We start from the raw sequence: 20,261 nt of genomic DNA on the forward strand, positions 1-20,261 counted from the left end.
TCGACCCCCTGTGCGGTGGAGGGTGCTCAGACCCGGTCGTTGAGCCGGCGCTGTCGGCCGTACGCGGTGACGACCACCAGCAGCGCGAGACCGTAGAGGATGCGGTTGTCGCCCTCCCCGAAACCCTGGCCGGCGAGAATCGTCGTGAGCTCGGTCAGCACCAGCGCACCGAGCACGGTACGGGTGTAGCTGCCGCGAGCCGTGCCGATCATGGTGCCGCCGACCACGACCGCGGCGATGCCGGAGAAGAGATACGGATCGCCCGAGTTCGGTGTCGCGCCGCTCGCGAAGCCGGCGACGAGCATGCCGACCACGCCCGCGAACGCGCCGGCGAAGGCGAAGACGAGGACCCGGACCCGGCCCACGTCGATCATCATGAGTGCCGCCGCACGGGGGTTGGCGCCAGTGGCGTAGAGCTGCCGACCGACGCGCGTGCGCGCCAGCACGATGCCCAGGACGAGCGAGACCACCACCCACATCACGACCACCGGGGGCACCTGCAGCCCGAAGGTCGAGCCGGCGACGGACGTCCACTGCGACAGGACGGCGGGCGGTGGGTCGACGATCTTGCCGCCGGTGACGATGAGGATCCCGCTGACCAGGATCGAGTACATGCCCAGGGTCACGACGAGCGGTTGGACGGCGAAGCGTTGGCACACCCAGCCGCTCGCCGCACCCGCGAGACCGGTCAGAGCGACGACCACCGCGGCGGTCGCGGCCAGCGACCAGTGATGCTTTCCGGCAAGCTGGGCGGCCGCGACCGCGCCGACGGAGACGTAGCCGGCCACCGCGAGGTCCAGGCCGCCGACGAGCACGACGAGGGTCTGGCCGACCGACGCCAGGCCCAGCAGGCTCGCCAGGACCAGCATCGACATGACCGCCGAATGCTCGGTGAATCCGGGCACTCCCACCGCGCCCCAGCCGAACACCGCGAGGACGGCCACGAGTTGGAACACCGGAACCCGCTGCTGGGTCGCGGTGAACGCGCGCCACAGCGCCCGGGCCCCGCCTGGTGCGTCCGGCGCCTCCCGCCGCTCGGGCGCGAGGGTGTTCGGCGCACTGCTGGTGCTGCTCATGCGGACACCTCCTTCTTGCCGCGGGCGAGCGTCGCGCCGAGGATCACTCCGAGGACGAGCAGCACGCCGTACGCCAGCTGCACGTAGTTGGACGAAGCGCCCGTCGCGGAGAGCAGTTCCTGCAGCAGGAAGATCCCGCAGGCGCCCAGGAACGAGCCCAGCACTCCCCCGCTGCCGCCAGCGAGCGAGGTGCCGCCCAGCGAGACCGCGGCGAGCGCGACGAGGGCGTAGGTCGTGCCGAGCGACGAGTCGGAGGACTGGATGAGCGCCGTCAGCGCGACACCGCCGATCGCGGCGAACAGGCCTGCGACGGCGTAGGCGCCGATGCGTACGGCGGTGACGTTGACACCCGCCGAGAACGACGCGGCGTCGTCTCCGCCGACGGCGTAGAGGTTGCGGATGAAGGCGGTTCGGCGCAGGGCGAGCCACAGCACCGCCGGAGCGGCCATCGTCAGCAGCGCGCCCGGGAACCAGCCTCCGATCAGGTCGGCGAGGCCGGTCGTCCAGTTCCGCCGGAGGTCCGTCGGCGTGGCGGCGATCTTCAGTGCGATCCCCGTGAGGATGAACAGCGAGCCGAGTGTCGTGATGACCGGATCGAGCCTGACCACGGCCACCAGCACACCGTTGACGGCGCCGGCGACGAGGCCGAGGAGCAGGAGCAGCGGGATCGCCACGAACGGCCCGCCGAGCCCGTGCGGCATGAGTACGGAGACCAGGAGGCAGTTGATGACGGTCGCCAGCGGGCCGACGGAGAGGTCGACCCCGCCGCCGCCGAGCACGGGTGGTGTCGACGCCATGCCGAGGATCGCGAACGGCGCGAGCGTGCCGAGCAGTGCCGGCCACTGGGCGGGGTCGAGGAACGAGGGCCGGACCACGGCGTTCGCGATCACGAGGACCGCGACGAGCACGAGTACGAAGGCGTACGGGCGGGAGCGGAGCAGAGAGAGGTGTCTAGTCATCGGTACGGTCCTTGTGGCCGAAGTAGGCGCCGACGAGCGCCGACCTGCTGAGCGAGGAGCGGGGGATCTCGGCGACCACGGCCGACTCGCGGAAGACGATGACCCGGTCCATGAGTTCGAGCAGTTCGTCGACCTCGCTGGAGAGCATCACGACGGCGACCCCGTCGGCGCACAGCCCCCGCAGCACGGCGTAGAGGTCGCGCTTGGCCTTGAGGTCCACACCGCGGGTCGGATCATTGAGCAGCAGCACCGCCGGCTCGGAGGCCAGCCACCGTGCGATGACGACCTTCTGCTGGTTGCCGCCGCTCAGGGTGGAGATCGAGTCGCCGTGCGAACGCATCGCCAGCCGCAGGCGCTCGGCGTGGCGGCGCAGGCGGGCGAGGGTGCGCGCGGGCCGGACCAGGCCGGCCCGGGTGTCCCGGCGCAGGGTGGGCAGGCCGAAGTTCTCCCGGATGGAGAGGTGTTCGAGCATCGCCTCCCCGCGCCGTTCGCGCGGGACGTAGACGACGCCGTGCTGGTAGGCGTCCTCCGGTCCGGTGACGCGGTGCCGCGACTCGTCAACGACCCGGCTGACCGTTCCGGACTGCGCCGGCACGCCGCGCAGCGCGTGGAGGAAGCGGTCCTGCCCCTGGCCTTCGAGTCCGACCAGCCCGACGAGTTCGCCCGCCCGTACCGACAGGTCCACGGGCGCGGCGGCCGGGGTGAGGCGGACCTGCTCGGCTTCGAGCACCACCGGACCGAATTCCCGGGTGCCTTCGGTCTCGGCGGCGGACTCACGCACCTCGCCGCCGGTCATGTCGCGGATGAGGGCCGGGACCGAAGACTGTGCCACCGGTGTCCGTTCGGTGACCGTCGCGCCGGAGCGGAAGACCGTGATGACGTCGGTGATCGTGAAGATCTCGTCCATCCGGTGCGAGATGAACAGCACGCTCGTGCCGGCGGCGGTGAGCTCGCGGACCACCTCGAACAGACGGTCGCGTGAGTCGAGGTCGAGGGCGGATGTGGACTCGTCGAGGATCAGGATGCGCGGATCGGTGACGAGTGCACGGGCGATGCAGCACAACTGGCGCTGTGAGAGCGAGAGTTCACCCGCGGGCCGGTCGAGGTCGATCGGCGTGTCGGCGAGGCGGCCCAGGACCTCCTCGGCGCGTCGGCGCCGCTCGGCCTTCGGTACGGTCTGACGGATCACTCCGTCCGTGCCGAGCCAGATGTTGTCGAGGACGGAGCGGCTCGCCACGGTGAGCACCTCCTGGAACACCGTGGCGATGCCGAGGTCCCGCGCGTGCCTGGGCGAGGTGATCCGGTCGATCGGCGTGCCGTCGACGGTGAGGGTGCCACCGTCCATGGTGTGCACCCCCGAGAGGATCTTGACGAGGGTGCTCTTGCCGCTGCCGTTCTCACCGATCACCGTGTGCACCTCGCCCGGCGCGAGACGCAGCGTGCCGGAGGTGAGCGCCCGGGTGGCGCCGAACGACTTCGTGACCCCGACCGCCTCGATCCGCATCGCCTCACCCGTTGTCGGTGTCCGCGCGGCCGTGGGCTCTTCGGCCTCGGCCGTGCGGGGTGTGCCTGCCGTCGTCATCGCGCGCTCTTGGTGAAGAAGTTCGCGATGTAGGAGTCCGACATGAAGTCGTCGGACGGACGCGCCGCCTCACCCGTGGTCGTGGTGGTCCAGCCCTTCTGGTAGATCCCGTCGAGGTCGCCGTTGGTGATGTAGTCCGGCTGCGTGATGATCTGGTTCGTCTTCGGCCCGTCGCCGGCGAGCATCATCAACGCCACCTTGCCGATGGCGGTGCCGATCGCCTTGTTGGGCGTCCCGGTGCCGAACTCCTGGTAGTTCGACGCGTTCTTGTGCGCGTAGGCGATCGTGCCCCGGGTCGAGCCGAGGTCGGAGAGCGGCGGCACCTGCTTGCCCAGCTGCTGGAAGGCGTTGATCACGCCGAGGCCCATGTTGCCGGACTGCAGGACGCCGTTCACGCCCGCCGGGTGCGTCGACAGGAACTGCAGTACTGCTGCCTTCGTCGTCGCGTTGACGTAGCCGCCCGTCACCTCACCTGCGACCTTGATGTCCGGGCAGAGCGCGAGGGCGGCCCGGAAGCCGGCCATGGCGTCCGCGTCCTGCTGGACGCCGGGGATGCCGTGCACGAGGAGGACGGATCCCTTGCCGCCCATCGACTGGACGACCTTGGCCGCCGTCGTCGCCGCCTGCAGCCAGTTGTTCAACCCGACGTTCACCGCTGCTGCCGTGGGTGTGGTGGTCCACCCCGAGACGACGGGGATGCCCGCCTTGGCGGCCGCGTCGATGACCTGGGCCGAGGGGCCCGGGGCGATGGGCTGCGCGATGATCAGGTCGGGTTTGTCGGCGATGAGCTGGTTCATCTGCTGCAGCTGGCCCGGCACGTCGGCCGGGGAGGTCGGTGCGAGCACCTTGGTGATGGTGACCTTCCCGCTCGCGGTGAGGGTCTTCTTGACCCCGTCGACCGTCTCTGCCTGGAAGGTGTTGATCGGCGGCGGCCAGGAGATCGCGACCTTGTAGGGGGCGGGGTGCGACGGCTTCCAGTTCTTCCAGGCCGAGGCCTCGATCGGCTGGGTGAAGCCGTTGTAGTTCGCCGCGACCGAACCTCCGAGTGAGGAGAGGACGCCAGAGCTGTCCTTGGGGGCCTTCCGCGGTACCGATCCGCACTTGCCGGGGGCGACAGTCTTGGGCGCCTTGGCGCTCGTGGTGCTCGTGGAGTTCGATCCTGCGCAGGCCGCGAGCGACGTCATCGCGGTGGCGAGCGCGGCGAGGGCGAGAACGCGGCGCTTGGCGCGTCCACTGGGTGTGACCATTGCTCTTTCCATTTCTTGTCGCTCAGACATCGGTCGGTGCGCGTCGCCTGGGCAGGGGGCTGAAGCAACCGGGGAACGGCGTCTGGTATCCAACTGATCGCCGCGAGCCATCTCTCGCGGACGTACGGAGTACGGCTTGCTGACTAGCCGAGGCGCTCCAGGACGAGGGCCATGCCCTGGCCGCCGCCGAGGCGGGCCCCGGTCATACCGAAGGGGTGGCCGAGGGCGATCGCTCCGCCGTGCACGTTGAGCCTCTCGAAGGGGATGCCGAGTTCTCGGGCGTAAGCGCGGACAGCGGCGACGACGGCCTCAGGCATGTGAGTGAGCCCTTTCGCGGCGGAGGGAGGGGATGCAATGGCGACCCGGGCATCCCGGGACGCCAAGTCGCCTTGGACCGCCGAGCGTGTGCTGGGGACAAGGACACAAGCAGGGACGGGACCGCTTGCTAAACGGTCCGTTTCGCGTCGACCATAGACCTCAAAGGGGCCGACCGGAAGACCTCGTACATCGCGTAGATGTAACGCTGGAGGAGGGTTCCGGATACACGACGACACCCTGCTCGTTACATCAGAAGAGAACTAGACGTTTCGTTTCGAACGTCCTACCGTGTGCCCACCTCTTCGGGAAGGAACACCCGGAAGAACGCCGAGCCCACCATCGCGACGGGCCACGAATCGCCGGCCTCGCGGCGGGGATCCAGCACTCGATCCCGCAAACCCATGGAGTTCGCCCGCGGGCGGGGCCACGGACATCGCTCATGAGCTGTGGCGGGTCGGCGAAGGCGCGGTTGGCCGGGTTCGATGGACCCGACGCAGGGCGCCCCAAGACCACCCCGGCCGCGGCGCAGGATGGGGCGGAGGTGCGGTGGTTCCTGGCGTTGTCGGCTATCACGCGCTCGATGCGGGTGAAGAACTCGGCCGCGCGGGTGAGGAAGGCCGTGCGGGTGGTGCCCTTTTCATCGGCCAGGATCTCGGCGGCCCGGCGGGAGCGGTCGTCGACGGCCGCGTGCACGCATTCGTAGCCGATGCAGCGGCCGCGGACGTCCTCGCGGCGGTCGTGGGCCCGCTGGCCGTCGCTATCGAGGATCCTTCCGAGCTTCTTGACGTCCACGTGGACCAGGCCGCCGGGCTGGTGCTACTCGCAGCGTGCGGTGCGGTGTGCACCGGGCGGACCACCCGCCCGGTCAGCGGGTCAAGGCCGCCAGGGGCGGCATGGGTGGCAGCGCAGATCCGGCTCACCGTTCAGGCAAAGACCTGGGTGGCCTCAGAGAGGTGCTCGGGTCCCGGCGCAGGCCCGGCGGGCCTCAAGGACGGAGTCGTGCGGTCGCCGCCATCCCTGAGCCTGGAGGCGGTTTACCCAGCGATGAGCATGCCCTGAGTCGCCAGGACCTCCGAGCTGAGTGAAGACGGCAATCTCCACCACGCCCGGAGGTCCACTCATGATCAACAATTGGCAGCAGGTGTGTCACCAACCTCCCGCCCGAATACAGCTAAACCACCGTCAGCACGATCTTGCCTTGGATGTGGCCCTGCGCAGCCCGCGTGTGTGCGCGGCCCGCCTCGGCCAGCGGGTAGGTGCTGTCCACCCCGACCTGCAGCTTGCCCTCGTCGAAGAGGCGTCCGATCTCGGCGAGTTGGGGGCCGTTGGAACGCACCTGAATGTTGGAGACGGTGATGCCCAGACGCGCCGTCACTTCCGGGTCGTACTCGGCGAAGAACACCGGAAGCATGGTGCCGCCGCGCTTGAGCACGGTCAGGAAGCGTGAGCTGTCCGGGCCACCGACGGTGTCGACGACCAGGTCGACGCCGCTGACCACGTCCGCGGCCCGCGTCGTGGTGTAGTCGATGAACTCATCGGCGCCGAGCTTGCGCAGGAACTGCTCGTGCCGGCCCGAGGCCACCGCGATGACATGTGCGCCATTCCACTTCGCCAGCTGTACGGCGAAATGGCCCACTCCACCGGCGGCCCCGTTGACCAGCACGGTCATCCCGGGCGTGATGGGCACCGGCTGGTGCACCTTGCCGGTGAAGGGAGACGGCACGTCGTGGCCGAGATCAACGAGGTACTGCCAGGCCGTCAGCACGGCCATCGGCGCCCCGGCCGCCTGTACGTGGTCGATGCCGGCCGGCTTGTGCGCCAGGTGCGAAGCCGGCGAGGCCACGTATTCGGCGTACGTCCGGCCGTCGAATCCGGGGAACCTCAGCATGCCGAAGACCTCGTCACCGACGGCGAACCCCGCCACGTCCGCAGCGACCGCCTCGACCACGCCCGACATGTCCGTTCCCGGGATCAGGGGGAATTCGAGCGCCGGCCTCATCTCGGCCGGCATGACCTTCATCCCCTCGCGCAGGTACCAGTCCGGTGGGTTGATGCCCACCGCGTGCACCCGGACGAGCACCTCGCCCGGCCCGATCTCGGGAACCGGCACCTCGTCGTACCGCAGAACTTCCGGCCCGCCCGCCTCATGGAACTGGATCGCCTTCATCGCGCCTGTCGCTTTCTCCGGGAAACGTTGCTCCTTCAGTCAAGGCTCGGGACGGCACGGACGTCCAAGACCGGTTCGGCAACCCGATCATTCCGAAACGGCATGACGCGTACCCTGGGACGAGTGAACGATCTCGGACAGGACCTGGAACTGCGCCTGGTGCGCTACTTCACCGTGGTCGCGGCACACCAGCACTTCGGCCGGGCCGCCGCCGAACTGCACGTTGCCCAACCGGCGCTGAGCCGCCAGATCCAACGGCTCGAGAAGCATCTCGGCACACGCCTGCTGGACCGCACCCCCCAGGGCACCCGGCTCACTCCGGCCGGCCAGACGTTCCTCCCCCGGGCCCAGGCCCTGCTGCACGCCGCCCGCGAGGCCGAGTTGGCCGTGCGTGAACAAACCCGGACCGACCGCATCACCATCGGCTACGTCGAAGACCTGGTGATCACTGCCGCCGTACGAGAACTGCGCCGCCGTCACCCGGACGCCGAGATCGCCACCCGGCATCTGAGTTGCCGCGAGGTGGGGGCACTGTCGGACAAGCGCGTCGACGCCCTGATCGCGCGGTCCCCGCTGCCGCTCGCCGACGACGACGTGGTCACCACCCCGCTGTATGAGGAGCCCCGGATGCTGGTGGTCCCGCGCGGCCATCCCTGGGCCGACCGCCCGTCGGTGACCGCGGAAGAACTGGCCGACGAAGAGGCGGCACCGTGCGCGTTCGAGACCTCGGGCTGGACTTCCTACCGGATCCTCGGGGCCGGCGTACGGCCGATCGAGAGCTACGAGGACAAGCTCGAACTCGTCGCGAGCGGCGAGGCGATCGCCGTGCTACCGGTCGGCGACCGGCGCAGCTCACTGCGTCCCGACCTCGTCACCGTCCCGGTCGAGGGCGCTCCCCCCAGCCAGGTCGTCCTGGCCAGCCGCAAGGGCGACCCGAATCCGATGATCCGGAATCTCCGGCTGGCTGCCGAGGCCGTCCTCACCGCCCCGGCCGCCTGACCGGACGAAGTCGGGCATGACCAGGGCGCCAGGTCCACCAAGGCGTCCGGGCAGAGTTCCGCCGGCTCGCCGCAGGCTCGCCACCGCTCGACAGGAACTGTCCGTGCCATGAGCAGACGGTGCAACGGGTTGCTGTTGCCATGGTCGGGCGCGTCAGGCCGGAGCAAACGATCGCCTCACTGGCGGCGAGCCGGGTCAGCCATTCCTGCTGATGGTTCCTCCGCACCCCACTTCCAGATCGAGTACATCGGCAGTGAGTCCTGCGCGGAGACGAAGTATCCCTGGGGCGGTGCTGAACGACAGGTCAAGTCGGGCGGCTTCCAGGCCGGTTCACCCTCGTGTCGCCAGCAGCCCCTCCACGACCAGGCCGGCCAGGGCCTCCGCCCTCGCGAGGCGGTCCGCCTGCTGCATGTGTTCCGGGCTGCCCAGGCGCCGGGCGAGGGGTTCCTGCACCAGCCCCGATACGGGAGCGATGATGGCGAAGAACACGATGTCCATCGGGACCCGTGCCATGCGCCCGGCCGCCATCAACCTCTCGATACTGGGCACGACGAGGGCCAGCTGCGGCTCGATGTACCGCTCGTAGAGGTAATCCAGCCGCTCGGTGTCTCGTGTCGACTCATCCGCTATCAGCATGGCGAGGTACGGCTCGTCGATGCTGACCCGGTAGAACTCCATGACGAACTGCCGAACCACGTCCTCATCGGCGCTCCCCGGAACTGGCTGCGCCATGCCCGCGAGCTGAGCGCCGAGCGCGGCGTCCACCACCGCACGCCAGTAGGCCGCCTTGGAACCGTAACGGTCGTTGATAAACGTGGGCCCGACCCCCAGACGACGTGCGAGCTCCCGCGCCGACGCCCGGTCGTACCCGAGGGTCGCGAAAGCCTCCAGGCCCCGTAGCAGCACGTCCCGTTCCCCGGGCACGGCGGTGGAATCCGCCCTGGGGCGGCCAGGGCGCCGGGCAGTACTCGGCTTGTCCACCAAACGTCCTCCTCAGACGGTTGCACGGGCGTCCGCCCGTCGGTCGAACCAGCGTAGCCATCGCGATCTTGGCGCCCGTTCCCTGCTTGACACCGAACGACCAAGAGATAATCCTACGGGTGTAGGATTTCTTCCGGAAGGCCGAACGTACGACACTTCCGAACCCAGCCCTCTGCACCCCACCGTCCGGGCGGAACACCCGCCACAGTCTCTACCCACCCATCAGTGCGTCACGGAAGAGTACGAAACAGTTTCGTACGCTACCTGGATGCAGCAGCGCAGGGAAGCCGAACAAGGAGTCATCATGCGCAAGACTGCCACCCTCGGTGCCGCCGGCATCGCCGCCGCGCTCATCGCCTCACTCACCCTCGCTTCGGGAGGAACGGCCACGGCGACGACCGCCGGCTCGGCCCCGGCGCACCCCACCGCCTCCCCGAAGGGGCTGTCCAAGACGAGCGTCCCGGTCCTCGTCGACCCCGCCGCGAATCTCACCTTCGACCCCGGCCAGCCCAACCAGTCCTGGTATGTGACCGCACACGTGACCGCCGGGGGCCACCGGTACGGCTTCCTGGTCCACTACCTGAACTCCAGCATCGGTAAGCAGGCAGGCGCCATCTCGAAGGTGTCCGTGGTCAACGAGGACACCGGCTGGTACACGCGGTCGGAGATCCCCCTCCCGTCCGGGAAGGGCCTGTCCGACAAGCGGGGCGTGGACATCCACACCGACAACATCACTTGGACCGGCGACGCCACGGAGATGAAGCTGCGCGCCAAGGTTCCCGAGGGAACCATCGACGTCACACTGCGCCCCCGCGGAAGCGTCCTCTACAACCTGGGCACGGGCTACTTCCCCATGTTCGGTGACGCGAAGTACGCCAACTACGAATACGCCCTGCCCACGGTGGACACCTCCGGCACCCTGACCCTCAACGGCCGCACGGACAAGCTCCGCGGGCAGTCCTGGCTGGACCGCCAGTGGGGCCCTCTGCCCGACCTCACCACCGGCACCGCGTCCTGGTCCTGGATGAACCTCAACCTGTCCAACGGCGACGAGGTCAGCGTCTGGAACCAGAAGTACGGCGACAGGACGAACAACTTCGCCACCATCGTGAAGCCCGACGGCACGCAGACCGTCGCGGAGGCGACCCTCACGCCGGACGAGTCCACCCGCTGGACCAGCCCGACCAGCGGCAGGAGCTACCCCACGCGCTGGAAGGTCAGCATCCCCGGCGAGCACGCCAAGTTGAACGTCACCGTCTACGCCAAGAACCAGGAACTGCTGGTGCCCGGACCCGGCTACGAAGGCAGCGCCGCCGTCACCGGCTCCTACGGCCACCGCCCGGTCACCGGCAACACCTACATCGAGATCGCCGGCGGCAAGTAACGCGATGCGTCGATGGCCTCGGCGCCGCCTCCCGGGGGGAGGGTGGCGCCGAGGCCATCGCCAGATGGCACGGCTGTGCGGGGAGCCTAAGGGAGCGTGATGCCGCATCGCTCCGCGAGTTCGTCGGCGCCAATGCCGTACGTCTCCCTGATCCGTACGCCCTCGGTGCCGACGTCGAAGACGCCGTGGTCGGTGTAGACGCGGCTGACGCAGCCGACGCCGGTGAGGGGGTAGGTGCATTGCGGTACGAGTTTGGTCTCGCCGGAGCGGGTGAAGAGGGTCATCATCACGTAGACGTCCTTGGCGCCGATGGCGAGGTCCATGGCGCCGCCGACGGCGGGGATGTCGTCGGGTTTGCCGGTGTGCCAGTTGGCGAGGTCGCCGTTGAAGGCGACCTGGTAGGCGCCGAGGACGCAGACGTCGAGGTGTCCGCCGCGCATCATGGCGAAGGAGTCGGCGTGGTGGAAGTAGGCCGCGCCCGGCAGTTCGGTGACCGGGACCTTGCCGGCGTTGGTGAGGTCGGGGTCGACCGCGTCGCCCTCGGCCTTGGGGCCCATGTTGAGCATGCCGTTCTCGGTGTGCAGCACCACCCCGGAGTCGGCGGGCAGATGATCGGCGATCTTGGTGGGCTGTCCGATGCCGAGGTTGACGAAGGAACCGGCCGGGATGTCGCGTGCGATGACGGCGGCCAGTTCGTCCATGGAGAGGCGGTGGTCGATGGTCGTGGTGGTCATCGTGCCCCCTGGACGGTGTAGTGACGGGCCGTCACCTGGACGATCCGGTCGACGTAGATGGACGGGGTGACGACGGCTTCGGGGTCGAGCGCGCCTGGCTCGACGACCTGTTCGACCTGGACGATGGTCGTCGTGGCCGCCGTGGCCATGACGGGTCCGAAGTTGCGAGCGGTCTTGCGGTAGACGAGGTTGCCCAGGGTGTCCGCGACATGTGCGCCGATCAGCGCGTAGTCGCCCTTGATCGGGTACTCCAGCAGGTACGTGCGGCCGTCGATCTCCCGTACTTCCTTGCCCTCGGCCAGGGGCGTGCCGACCGCGGTCGGGCAGTAGAAGGCGCCGATGCCGGCACCGGCCGCGCGCATCCGCTCGGCGAGGTTGCCCTGCGGGACGACCTCCAGTTCGATCTTCCCCGCTCGGTAGAGGTCGTCGAAGACCCAGGAGTCAGCCTGGCGCGGAAAGGAGCAGAGCACCTTGCGCACCCGGCCCGCGGCCAGCAGCGCGGCCAGGCCGACGTCGCCGTTGCCGGCGTTGTTGGACACGATGGTGAGGTCCTTGGCGCCCTGGCGGATGAGCGCGTCGATCAGGTCGAACGGCATGCCGGCCAGCCCGAAGCCGCCGACCAGGACGGTGGACCCGTCCTCGATCCCGGCGACCGCCGCGTCGGCGTTGTCGACCAGCTCCGCCCGGCTCACTGGGCCGCCTCCGTGGCAGCGCAGTTCTCCAGTACGACGGCCAGGCCCTGGCCGACTCCGATGCAGATCGCGGCGACGCCGTAGCGCTGCCGTGTCTCGCGCAGCACCTTGGCCAGCGTGGCGAGGATGCGGCCGCCCGAGGCGCCCAGCGGGTGGCCGATCGCGATGGCTCCGCCCTTCTGGTTGACGATGGCGGGGTCGATCTTCCACGCGTCCAGGCAGGCGAGCGACTGCACCGCGAAGGCCTCGTTCAGCTCGACCGCGCCCACCTGGTCCCAGCCGATCCCGGCGCGGGCCAGCGCACGGTTGGCGGCCTCGACCGGGGCGTAGCCGAAGGACTGCGGCTCCAGCGCCATCACACCACGCCCGGCGATACGGGCGACGGGGTCGGCGCCGATCGCGGCGGCGGCCTTCTCGCTGCCCAGCAGCACCGCGGACGCGCCGTCGTTGAGCGGGCTGGCGTTGCCCGCGGTGATGGTGCCGCCCTGCTCCGGTGTGCGGAAGACCGGCTTGAGGCCCGCGAGCACCTGCGGTGTGGATCCGGGCCGGATGCCCTCGTCGCGCGTGAGGTCGACGCCGTCGACCGGTGCCACCAGGTCGTCGTAGAAGCCCGACTCCCAAGCGGCGTGGGCGAGTTGGTGGGAGCGGGCGGCGAACTCGTCCTGGCGCTCCCGGGAGATCCCGAAGCGTTCGCGGAGTTGCTCGTTGGATTCGCCGAGGCTGACCGTCCACTCCTTCGGCATCCGCGGGTTGACCAGCCGCCAGCCGAGGGTGGTCGAGACAGCGGTGACGTCGCCCGCCGGGAACGGTTTCGCCGACTTGGGCAGCACCCAGGGTGCGCGCGTCATCGACTCCACGCCCCCGGTGAGCACCACCTCGGCATCGCCGGACTCGATGGTGCGGCTGGCGGTCATCGCCGCGTCGAGGCTCGACCCGCACAGCCGGTTGACCGTGGTGCCGGGCACGCTCACCGGAAGGCCGGCGAGCAGCGCGGCCATGCGTCCGACGTTGCGGTTCTCCTCCCCCGCGCCGTTGGCGTTGCCCCACACCACGTCGCCGATCGCGGCGGGGTCGAGACCGGGCACCCTGGCGAGCGTCGAGGTGATCGCGGCGGCGGCGAGGTCGTCCGGGCGGACGCCGGCCAGCGCGCCGTTGAAGCGGCCGAACGGCGTCCGGGTCGCGGCATAGATGAAAGCGCTCATGTCAGTGACGCTAGTCCCGGGCCGCGATATTCTGAAGTACGCATATCCAAGCCGATTGATATGAGTGAGATATGGATCTGCGTCATCTCCGGTACTTCGTGGCGGTGGCCGAGGAACGGCACTTCGGCCGTGCCGCCGAGCGTCTCCACATGGCGCAGCCCCCGCTGTCCCAGCAGATCCGGCAGCTGGAGGCCGAGCTCGGCGTGGAGCTGCTGCACCGCACCACGCGCCGCGTCGACCTGACCGAGGCCGGCCGGGCCTATCTCCAGCGGGCACGCGGCATCCTGGCCGATGTCGACGAGGCCGCCCAGCACGCGCGCCTCGTCGCCGCGGGCTCGGTCGGGCACCTCGCGATCGGCTGCGTGGGCTCGGCGACGTACAGCCTCCTGCCCGCGCTCTCGCGCCGGCTCACGGAGGAACTGCCCGGTGTCGACTTCTCCTTCCGCGGCGAGATGCTCGCACCCGACCAGGTCGAGGCGCTGCGCACCGGCGCGATCGACGTCGCGCTGCTGCGTCCGCCGGCGGCCGACCTCTCCCTCACCGTGCACACCCTGCGCAGGGACCGGCTGGTGGTGGCCGTACCGGTCGAGCACCCCCTCGCGCGCCGGAAACGCCTGCGCGTCACGGACCTCGCCGGCGCCGACCTGATCGTGCACTCCGCCGACCGCCGGTCCGTGATGTACGACGTCGTGCTGGGCCTCCTGCGGGACGCCGGTGTCGAGCCGCATCTGCGCCATGAGGTCGGTGAGACCTCGACGCTGGTCACGCTCGTGGCCGGTGGCCTCGGCGTCGCCGTCGTGCCGGAACCGGTGACCGCGCTGGCGCTCGACGGTGTCGCCTACGTGCCGCTGACCGGGGCCGACGCACGTGTGGAGCTGGCCGTCGCCCACCGTGCCGACCGCTCCGAGCCGCACCTGGTGCGCACCGTGGGAGTCATCCGGACGGCGGCCTGAGAAAGAGGGGCCCGGGGCGCCGGCGGATTTCCGGGCAGGAGCCCTACGCCACGATCTTCGCGACCGCGTCGCGCGCCTGGTTCGCGATCCGGTCGTCCGTGGTGTCGTCCGCGCCGCCCACCCCGATGGCGCCGATGACCTCCCCGTCGGCCGTCACGAGCGGCACGCCGCCGGCCACCGGCAGCAGGTTGGAGTCGACCAGGTGGGGAGGCGCCACCCGCATCTGAGGGGACGCGGCGAAGGCGGCGAATGTGGCCGTCGGGACACCGCTGACGGCGGAGGTGTAGGCCTTGCGTCGCGCGGTCTCCACCCCGAGAAGACCGACGCCGTCGTCACTGAGCAGGACCTTCGTGACGCCACTGCGGTTGACCACGACGGCGCACACCTTGTGCCCGCCGGCTCTTCCCGCTTCCAGAGCGGCAAGCGCGGCACCGTGGGCGATCTCGTAGCTGAGCGGCTCTCGCATGGAGCGGTTCCTTCCCTCGTCGACCGAGCGGTCGACCGGCCGTCACCCGTGGCTCGGGCCGGGTGCCGCCACCGGGTGCGAATGTGAAGATGGAATCACATTCGCATCGGGAGATCCACCCAGCGGATCACTTCGGCGGCGCACCGAGCAGGTACAGGCAGAGGGCGTCGCCCAGTTCGTCGGTGAGCTGGCGCCATGTCAGCGGCCGCTCGGACTCGAAGCGTTCGCCGTGCAGCACACGGTTCATGCACGCCGCGTACACCAGGCGGAAGGCGACATCGAGCCGCAACTCGGGCTCCGGCGCATCGATCATCGGCACGAGCGGCTCCAGGAACCGCCGGAAGACCTGGCCGGCGTCGATGCTGGCCGCGGATCCCGCCCGGGCCACCGCGGGATCCGTGGTGCTCGCGATGACGAAGACGCGCATCAGACGCGCGTGCGCCTCGAACGTCTCGGTGAGCCCGGCGACCGCCGAGGTGACCATCGTGGCCGCATCGCTGCGCAGCGGAGCGAACCGGCGGATGATGTCGGCGCGGAACTCCTCGATCATGGCGTGCTGGAGACCCGCGATCAGCCGGTCCTTGCCGCCGAAACGGCGGTACACACTGCCCACGGAGACGCCCGCCCGAGCGGCGACGGCCGCGATGGTGAGCGCTTCGGTGCCGCCCTCCTCGAGAAGGGCCGTGCCGGCTTCCAGGATCCGCTGCTGGGTCCGCCGACTGCGCGCCTGCTGTGGCTGCGGAAGATCGAGCGACGGTTCGGTAGTCACCCGCCCACCGTATACGGAGCCGACATCCACTTCGGCCACCGCACAACCTCCCCGTCAAGACCGCGGCAGAACTTCCTCTTGACGCCCGAGGAAGGAAAATGCGAATGTGAATCTACTTATCAGTTTGAGGGTCGCACACGACGGAGCCCTCGCAGGTCCCCCCACAACGCCCTGCACGGGCCACCGGCTGTGCCCCCGAGCCGCACGGGAGACAGCACGATGACCACCACCGCACCACAGACCGACACCGGCACCGGCTACGGCCGCCCGAAACCCTCCTACAACGCCCGCCTCCGCCAGGTCGGGCCCGGTACGCCCATGGGCGAGGCCCTGCGCCGCTACTGGCACCCCATCGCCAGCTCCGAGACGCTCGTCGCCGGCGCCCTGCCGCACAAGACCCGCGTCCTCGGCGAGGACCTCGTCGTCTTCCGCGACGGACACGGCAACCCCGGTGTCGTGATCGAGCGCTGCACCCACCGCGGCGCCAGCCTCTTCTACGGCCGCGTCGAGGACGACGGCATCCGCTGCTGCTACCACGGCTGGAAGTTCGACGTCCAGGGCCGCTGCGTCGAGCAGGCCTGCGAGCCGGCCCTCGGGCGCAGGCGCGACGCCGCCCGGCAGCCCTGGTACCCCGTCGCGGAGCGCTACGGCCTGGTCTTCGTCTACATGGGCCCGCCCGAACTCAAGCCCGAACTCCCCCGCTACGACGCCTTGGAGAACCCCGCCGAGGACGAGAGGTACTTCGCCAGCTGGCCGGTCCCGCACGCCGCGGTCACCGGCATGCCGGCCGACTTCAGCTGGCTCAACATCTACGAGAACTCCGCCGACCCCACCCACGTCACCTGGCTGCACTCCACCCACAGCGGCTACCAGATGCTGGGCACCGGCACCTTCGGCTACCCCGAGAACTTCTTCGACCCGGCCACCATCGCCGACCGCCTGACCTACGAACGCACCGACCACGGCGTGAAGTACACCCAGCGCTTCGAGGTCGAGGGCGAGGACGGCGAGGTCACCGAGTACGGCTTCGCCGTCGAGCAACACCTTCCCAATGTCTTCGGCCTGGCGGACTTCGTGAAGATGGCTCCCGACATACGGCCGGACCAGTTGCTGTGGGTCGTGCCCTCCGACGACACCAGCCACCGCCTCTTCTTCTCCATCCGCACCAACGACCCCGAGCGCATGGTCCGCTTCGTCATCGGCATCACCCAGAACGGCAAGCAGAACCACGAACTGACCGACGAGGAACGCCAGAGGTTCCCCGGCGACGCGGAGGCCCAGGGCTCGCAGGGCGCCATCACCCTGGACTCCGAGGAGACCCTGGCCACCGGAGACCGCGGCGTCGTCATGCTGCGCCGGATGCTTCTGACGATGGCCGACGACGTCGAGGCCGGGCGTGATCCCATCAACGTCATCCGCGACGCGTCGGAGGTCCACCACACCCAGTCCGGTCTGTTCACCCTCGGCAGGCGTCCCGCGAGCGAGAACGCCGACGCCTCCGCCACCGCTGTGAACTGAGCGGCGGCATGAGCGACGAGTGGCTCGACACCATCGTGGTCGCCCGGCACGACGCGACCGCCCGGATCGTGGTGCTCGACCTGGTCAGTCCCGCCGGCGCCGACCTCCCGGAGTTCGCCGCCGGCGCCCATGTCGACGTACTCGTGGACGGCGCCGCGAGGCTGGTCCGCCAGTACTCCCTGTGCGGCCCGCCGCACGACCGCACCCGCTACCGGCTGGCCGTGCTGGCCGAGACGGCGTCACGCGGCGGCTCCCTCGGGATGCACCGGCTCCGCGAGGGCGACCGGCTGCGGATCTCCCGTCCGCGCAACCGGTTCGGCGTGTCCGGCGAGGCAAGCCGCCATCTGCTGGTGGCCGGCGGCATCGGCGTCACCCCCCTGCTCGCCATGGCGCACGCGCTCGAAGCCGGCGGCGCGGACTACGAGTTGCACTACTGTGCGCGCAGCCGGGCGGAGTCGGCGTTCCTCGACGAGCTGGAGCACAACCACCGTGTCCGGCTGCACTTCGACGACGGTCCGGACGAGCAGCGGTTCACCGTCGCCGGCGACCTCGGCCCGCCCTCCCCCGACACGGCGATCTACGTCTGCGGGCCCGGAGGATTCATGGACTTCGTGATCTCCGCCGCCCAGGGAGCGGGATGGCCCGCCGAAGCGATCCACAAGGAGCGTTTCGCCCCCGCGCAGGACACCGGCTCGCCCGCCGGCGGCGGCGCGTTCACGGTGCGGCTCGCCAAGTCCGGCGGCGAATACGAGATCAAGGAGGGCGAGAGCGTCCTCGACGTCCTGCTCGCAAGCGGCGTCGACGCCCCGTACTCCTGCCAGCAGGGGATCTGCGGCGAGTGCATCGTGCGCGTCCTCGCCGGCGAACCCGACCACCGCGACGACATCCTGACCGACCGCGAACGCGCCGACGGCCTGTTCACGACGTGCTCCTCGCGAGCACACTCACCGATTCTGGAGCTTGATCTATGACGACGACGTCCGCCACAGCCGCCACAGTCGCCGCCACCGTACGGGCGATCGAAGAGGCGGAGGCCGCCTGGCTCGTGGCGCTCACCGAGGGCGAGGAGGCGATGACCGCCCTCATGCTCGACGACAGCCGGGCGGTCCACGGCCCGGTCGGAAAGATCGACGACGGCAGGACCTTCGCCCATTTCACCTGGACCCGCCGCCGCCACGTCTTCGCGAAGGCCGAGGAACTCAGCATCACGGTGCGCGGCAACACCGCGATCACCACGTGCCTGCAGGAGATGCACATCGTCTTCGACGAGAACCTTCCGCCGTTCCCGGTCCAGGAGGCGGTGACGCGCGTGTGGGAGGAGACCGCCGAGGGCTGGCGGCTCGCGCACATGCACCAGGCCAAGCGTCTGCCGCCGGTCTGACACCCCGGCCGCCGTCCGCCCTGGTCCCACGCCGCTGTTCGATGAACGGACAAGAGGGTTCAGGGCGGGACGCCGACCGCCGAGAGTTCGACATGCAGGTTCGAGCGGCGATGGCGCCGCTGTCGTGGAGATGGGGCAACACATGTCAGCCACTGAGATCGAGACACCCACGTCCGGCGCGGTCCGGACCAGCGACCTCCTCATCGCGGGCGAGCGCGTCGCGGCCCGGGACGGCCGCTACTTCGAGACGACCGAGGCGCTGACCGGCGAACCGATCGCCCGGGTCGCCGCGGCCTCCGTCGAGGATGTCGACCTCGCGGTGAACGCCGCGTCGGCCGCTCTCGACGAGTGGTCGGGGCTCCCGCCGGCCGCCCGGCGGGCGGTCCTGGAGCGAGCGGCCGTCCTGCTCGGCGAACGCACCGACGACATCGTCGCCACGATGAGCCGCGAGATGGGTGCCACGCTTCCGTGGTGCGGCTTCAACGTGCACGTGGCAAAGGGCATGCTCGTGGAGGCGGCGGCCCAGGCCTACGCGGCCGTCGGCGAGGTCATCCCCTCGGACGTGCCCGGCCTCACCGCCCTCGGTGTACGCCAGCCGGTCGGTGTCGTCGTCGGCATCGCACCCTGGAACGCCCCACTGATCCTCGGCGTACGCGCCATCGTGTGGCCGCTGGTGTGGGGCAACACCGTGGTGCTGAAGTCCTCCGAGCAGACCCCGCTCACCCAGGCCGCCATCGTCCAGGTGCTGCACGACGCCGGAGTACCCGCCGGAGCGGTCAACCTCATCAGCAACGCACCCGAGGACGGTCCGGCCGTCGTCGAGGCCCTGATCGCCCACCCGGCCGTCACCCGCGTGAACTTCACGGGCTCCAGCAGGGTCGGCCGCATCATCGGCGAACTCGGCGGCCGCCACCTGACCCGGGTGGTCCTCGAACTCGGCGGCAAGGCTCCCTTCCTGGTGCTTCCCGACGCCGATCTGGAGGAGGCCGCCGCGGCGGCGAGCTTCGGGGCCTTCATGAACCAGGGCGAGATCTGCATGTCGACGGAACGGGTCATCGTCAACAGGGCGTTGGCGGACGATTTGTCCGCCCGGCTGGCCGAGCGCGCCGCCAAGCTGGTCGTCGGGCCCCCGAGCGACCCCGGCTCCCAGATCGGCCCCCTGGTCCACACGGCCGCCCGGGACCACGTCATCGCGCTGATCGAGGACGCCCGGGACAAGGGCGCGCAGATCCTGACCGGGGGTACGGCCGACGGCCTGTTCGTGAAGCCCACCGTGGTGCGCGGTGTCACCTCGGACATGCGCATCTACCACGAGGAGTCCTTCGGCCCGGTCGTCTCGATCATCGAGGTGGACTCGACCGACGAGGCCGTCGCGGTCGCCAACGACACCGAATACGGCCTCTCCGCCGCCGTCTTCGGCAAGGACGCCGCCGCGGCGCTCGACGTGGCCCGCCGGATCAAGTCCGGTATCTGCCACATCAACGGTGCCACCGTGCACGACGAACCCCAGATGCCCTTCGGCGGGGTCGGCGCCAGCGGCTGGGGCCGATTCGGCTCCCGCGCCGCGCTCGAGGAGTTCACGGAACTACGCTGGATCACCATCCAGTCCGGATCCCGCCACTACCCCATCTGATGATGCGTCGAGAGCGCGAGGCGCACGCGACACGGCGTGCGCCCCTGCGTCGGTCCCCGCTCCCCCGGCTGTGGTTCCTCGCCGCGGCTTTCAGCCCCGCGGTGGGAGCGGCATGGCTGGCGGACGCCCGGGAGACAGAAGCCTCCCGACAGCTCGACCGGGAACTGGAGGAGTTCTTCCGGACTCTCTGACGAGATCCG

20 protein-coding genes and 1 pseudogene are annotated in these 20,261 nt (G+C 70.0%); 8 read left to right on the plus strand and 13 right to left on the minus strand.

Annotated elements, in window-relative coordinates:
* Nucleotides 1-26 precede the first annotated feature (26 nt).
* From ACWCQ1_RS32440 to ACWCQ1_RS32470, 7 genes and pseudogenes are all read right to left on the minus strand, one after another.
* Entirely contained in the window at nucleotides 27-1,076 is a 1,050-nt protein-coding gene (locus tag ACWCQ1_RS32440; protein ID WP_358604106.1) for an ABC transporter permease, read from the minus strand.
* Complete coding sequence (locus ACWCQ1_RS32445; RefSeq protein ID WP_451027991.1) at nucleotides 1,073-2,035, minus strand: ABC transporter permease; 963 nt, start codon at nucleotides 2,033-2,035, stop codon at nucleotides 1,073-1,075. Before ACWCQ1_RS32445 ends, ACWCQ1_RS32440 begins: the two co-directional genes overlap by 4 nt.
* Nucleotides 2,028-3,617 (minus strand): sugar ABC transporter ATP-binding protein, encoded by a 1,590-nt coding sequence (locus ACWCQ1_RS32450; protein ID WP_451027992.1) that lies wholly within the window; start codon nucleotides 3,615-3,617, stop codon nucleotides 2,028-2,030. Before ACWCQ1_RS32450 ends, ACWCQ1_RS32445 begins: the two co-directional genes overlap by 8 nt.
* On the minus strand, nucleotides 3,614-4,864 hold the full coding sequence (locus tag ACWCQ1_RS32455; protein WP_358604115.1) for a substrate-binding domain-containing protein: 1,251 nt from the start codon (nucleotides 4,862-4,864) through the stop codon (nucleotides 3,614-3,616). The genes ACWCQ1_RS32450 and ACWCQ1_RS32455 overlap by 4 nt, the downstream gene beginning before the upstream one ends.
* Nucleotides 4,865-5,007: 143 nt before the next feature.
* A pseudogene (locus tag ACWCQ1_RS32460) lies at nucleotides 5,008-5,190 on the minus strand (acetyl-CoA C-acyltransferase); the annotation flags it as partial.
* A 241-nt stretch (nucleotides 5,191-5,431) separates the two neighbouring features.
* A complete protein-coding gene (locus tag ACWCQ1_RS32465; protein WP_451027993.1) occupies nucleotides 5,432-5,974 on the minus strand; it encodes a hypothetical protein in 543 nt (180 codons plus the stop codon).
* 379 nt (nucleotides 5,975-6,353) lie between these two features.
* Nucleotides 6,354-7,349: an NADP-dependent oxidoreductase gene (locus ACWCQ1_RS32470; RefSeq protein ID WP_451027994.1), complete on the minus strand. Its 996-nt coding sequence runs from the start codon at nucleotides 7,347-7,349 to the stop codon at nucleotides 6,354-6,356.
* Nucleotides 7,350-7,472: 123 nt separating this feature from the next.
* Here ACWCQ1_RS32470 and ACWCQ1_RS32475 point away from each other — a divergent pair, with 123 nt between their 5' ends.
* Nucleotides 7,473-8,348, plus strand: a complete 876-nt coding sequence (locus tag ACWCQ1_RS32475; protein WP_358604124.1) for a LysR family transcriptional regulator — start codon at nucleotides 7,473-7,475, stop codon at nucleotides 8,346-8,348.
* A 330-nt stretch (nucleotides 8,349-8,678) separates the two neighbouring features.
* Here ACWCQ1_RS32475 and ACWCQ1_RS32480 read toward each other — a convergent pair whose 3' ends face one another.
* Nucleotides 8,679-9,254, minus strand: a complete 576-nt coding sequence (locus ACWCQ1_RS32480; RefSeq protein WP_451027995.1) for a TetR/AcrR family transcriptional regulator — start codon at nucleotides 9,252-9,254, stop codon at nucleotides 8,679-8,681.
* A 379-nt stretch (nucleotides 9,255-9,633) separates the two neighbouring features.
* On the opposite strand from ACWCQ1_RS32480, the gene ACWCQ1_RS32485 reads away from it, so the two are divergent.
* Entirely contained in the window at nucleotides 9,634-10,713 is a 1,080-nt protein-coding gene (locus tag ACWCQ1_RS32485; RefSeq protein ID WP_358604130.1) for a lipocalin family protein, read from the plus strand.
* A gap of 86 nt (nucleotides 10,714-10,799) precedes the next feature.
* On the opposite strand, the gene ACWCQ1_RS32490 is transcribed toward ACWCQ1_RS32485, so the two are convergent.
* Genes ACWCQ1_RS32490 through ACWCQ1_RS32500 form a run of 3 tightly spaced genes read right to left on the minus strand, consistent with a single transcriptional unit; the run spans nucleotide 10,800 to nucleotide 13,341 of the window.
* Nucleotides 10,800-11,447 (minus strand): 3-oxoacid CoA-transferase subunit B, encoded by a 648-nt coding sequence (locus ACWCQ1_RS32490; protein ID WP_451027996.1) that lies wholly within the window; start codon nucleotides 11,445-11,447, stop codon nucleotides 10,800-10,802.
* Entirely contained in the window at nucleotides 11,444-12,139 is a 696-nt protein-coding gene (locus ACWCQ1_RS32495; RefSeq protein WP_208776562.1) for a 3-oxoacid CoA-transferase subunit A, read from the minus strand. Before ACWCQ1_RS32495 ends, ACWCQ1_RS32490 begins: the two co-directional genes overlap by 4 nt.
* A complete protein-coding gene (locus ACWCQ1_RS32500; protein WP_133047042.1) occupies nucleotides 12,136-13,341 on the minus strand; it encodes a thiolase family protein in 1,206 nt (401 codons plus the stop codon). Before ACWCQ1_RS32500 ends, ACWCQ1_RS32495 begins: the two co-directional genes overlap by 4 nt.
* 71 nt (nucleotides 13,342-13,412) lie before the next feature.
* Here ACWCQ1_RS32500 and ACWCQ1_RS32505 point away from each other — a divergent pair, with 71 nt between their 5' ends.
* Nucleotides 13,413-14,294: a LysR family transcriptional regulator gene (locus ACWCQ1_RS32505; RefSeq protein ID WP_208776560.1), complete on the plus strand. Its 882-nt coding sequence runs from the start codon at nucleotides 13,413-13,415 to the stop codon at nucleotides 14,292-14,294.
* Between the two features lie 43 nt (nucleotides 14,295-14,337).
* Here ACWCQ1_RS32505 and ACWCQ1_RS32510 read toward each other — a convergent pair whose 3' ends face one another.
* Complete coding sequence (locus tag ACWCQ1_RS32510; RefSeq protein WP_451027997.1) at nucleotides 14,338-14,760, minus strand: GlcG/HbpS family heme-binding protein; 423 nt, start codon at nucleotides 14,758-14,760, stop codon at nucleotides 14,338-14,340.
* A gap of 127 nt (nucleotides 14,761-14,887) precedes the next feature.
* The gene (locus ACWCQ1_RS32515) at nucleotides 14,888-15,529 is read right to left on the minus strand and encodes a TetR/AcrR family transcriptional regulator (protein ID WP_358604148.1); all 642 of its coding nucleotides are present in this window, start codon (nucleotides 15,527-15,529) and stop codon (nucleotides 14,888-14,890) included.
* A 219-nt stretch (nucleotides 15,530-15,748) separates the two neighbouring features.
* Here ACWCQ1_RS32515 and ACWCQ1_RS32520 point away from each other — a divergent pair, with 219 nt between their 5' ends.
* The 5 genes from ACWCQ1_RS32520 to ACWCQ1_RS32540 all read left to right on the plus strand — a co-directional run bounded on the left by ACWCQ1_RS32520 (nucleotide 15,749) and on the right by ACWCQ1_RS32540 (nucleotide 20,252).
* Nucleotides 15,749-17,047, plus strand: coding sequence for a Rieske 2Fe-2S domain-containing protein (locus ACWCQ1_RS32520; protein WP_451027998.1), 1,299 nt, complete (start codon nucleotides 15,749-15,751; stop codon nucleotides 17,045-17,047).
* Between the two features lie 8 nt (nucleotides 17,048-17,055).
* A complete protein-coding gene (locus tag ACWCQ1_RS32525; RefSeq protein WP_358604154.1) occupies nucleotides 17,056-18,018 on the plus strand; it encodes a PDR/VanB family oxidoreductase in 963 nt (320 codons plus the stop codon).
* Nucleotides 18,015-18,428: a nuclear transport factor 2 family protein gene (locus ACWCQ1_RS32530; protein ID WP_358604156.1), complete on the plus strand. Its 414-nt coding sequence runs from the start codon at nucleotides 18,015-18,017 to the stop codon at nucleotides 18,426-18,428. The genes ACWCQ1_RS32525 and ACWCQ1_RS32530 overlap by 4 nt, the downstream gene beginning before the upstream one ends.
* Before the next feature lie 142 nt (nucleotides 18,429-18,570).
* The gene (locus ACWCQ1_RS32535; RefSeq protein WP_358604159.1) at nucleotides 18,571-20,061 is read left to right on the plus strand and encodes an aldehyde dehydrogenase; all 1,491 of its coding nucleotides are present in this window, start codon (nucleotides 18,571-18,573) and stop codon (nucleotides 20,059-20,061) included.
* Nucleotides 20,061-20,252 (plus strand): hypothetical protein, encoded by a 192-nt coding sequence (locus tag ACWCQ1_RS32540; RefSeq protein WP_358604162.1) that lies wholly within the window; start codon nucleotides 20,061-20,063, stop codon nucleotides 20,250-20,252. The genes ACWCQ1_RS32535 and ACWCQ1_RS32540 overlap by 1 nt, the downstream gene beginning before the upstream one ends.
* Nucleotides 20,253-20,261 lie beyond the last annotated feature (9 nt).

This window comes from Streptomyces sp. NPDC002144 (assembly GCF_053593695.1).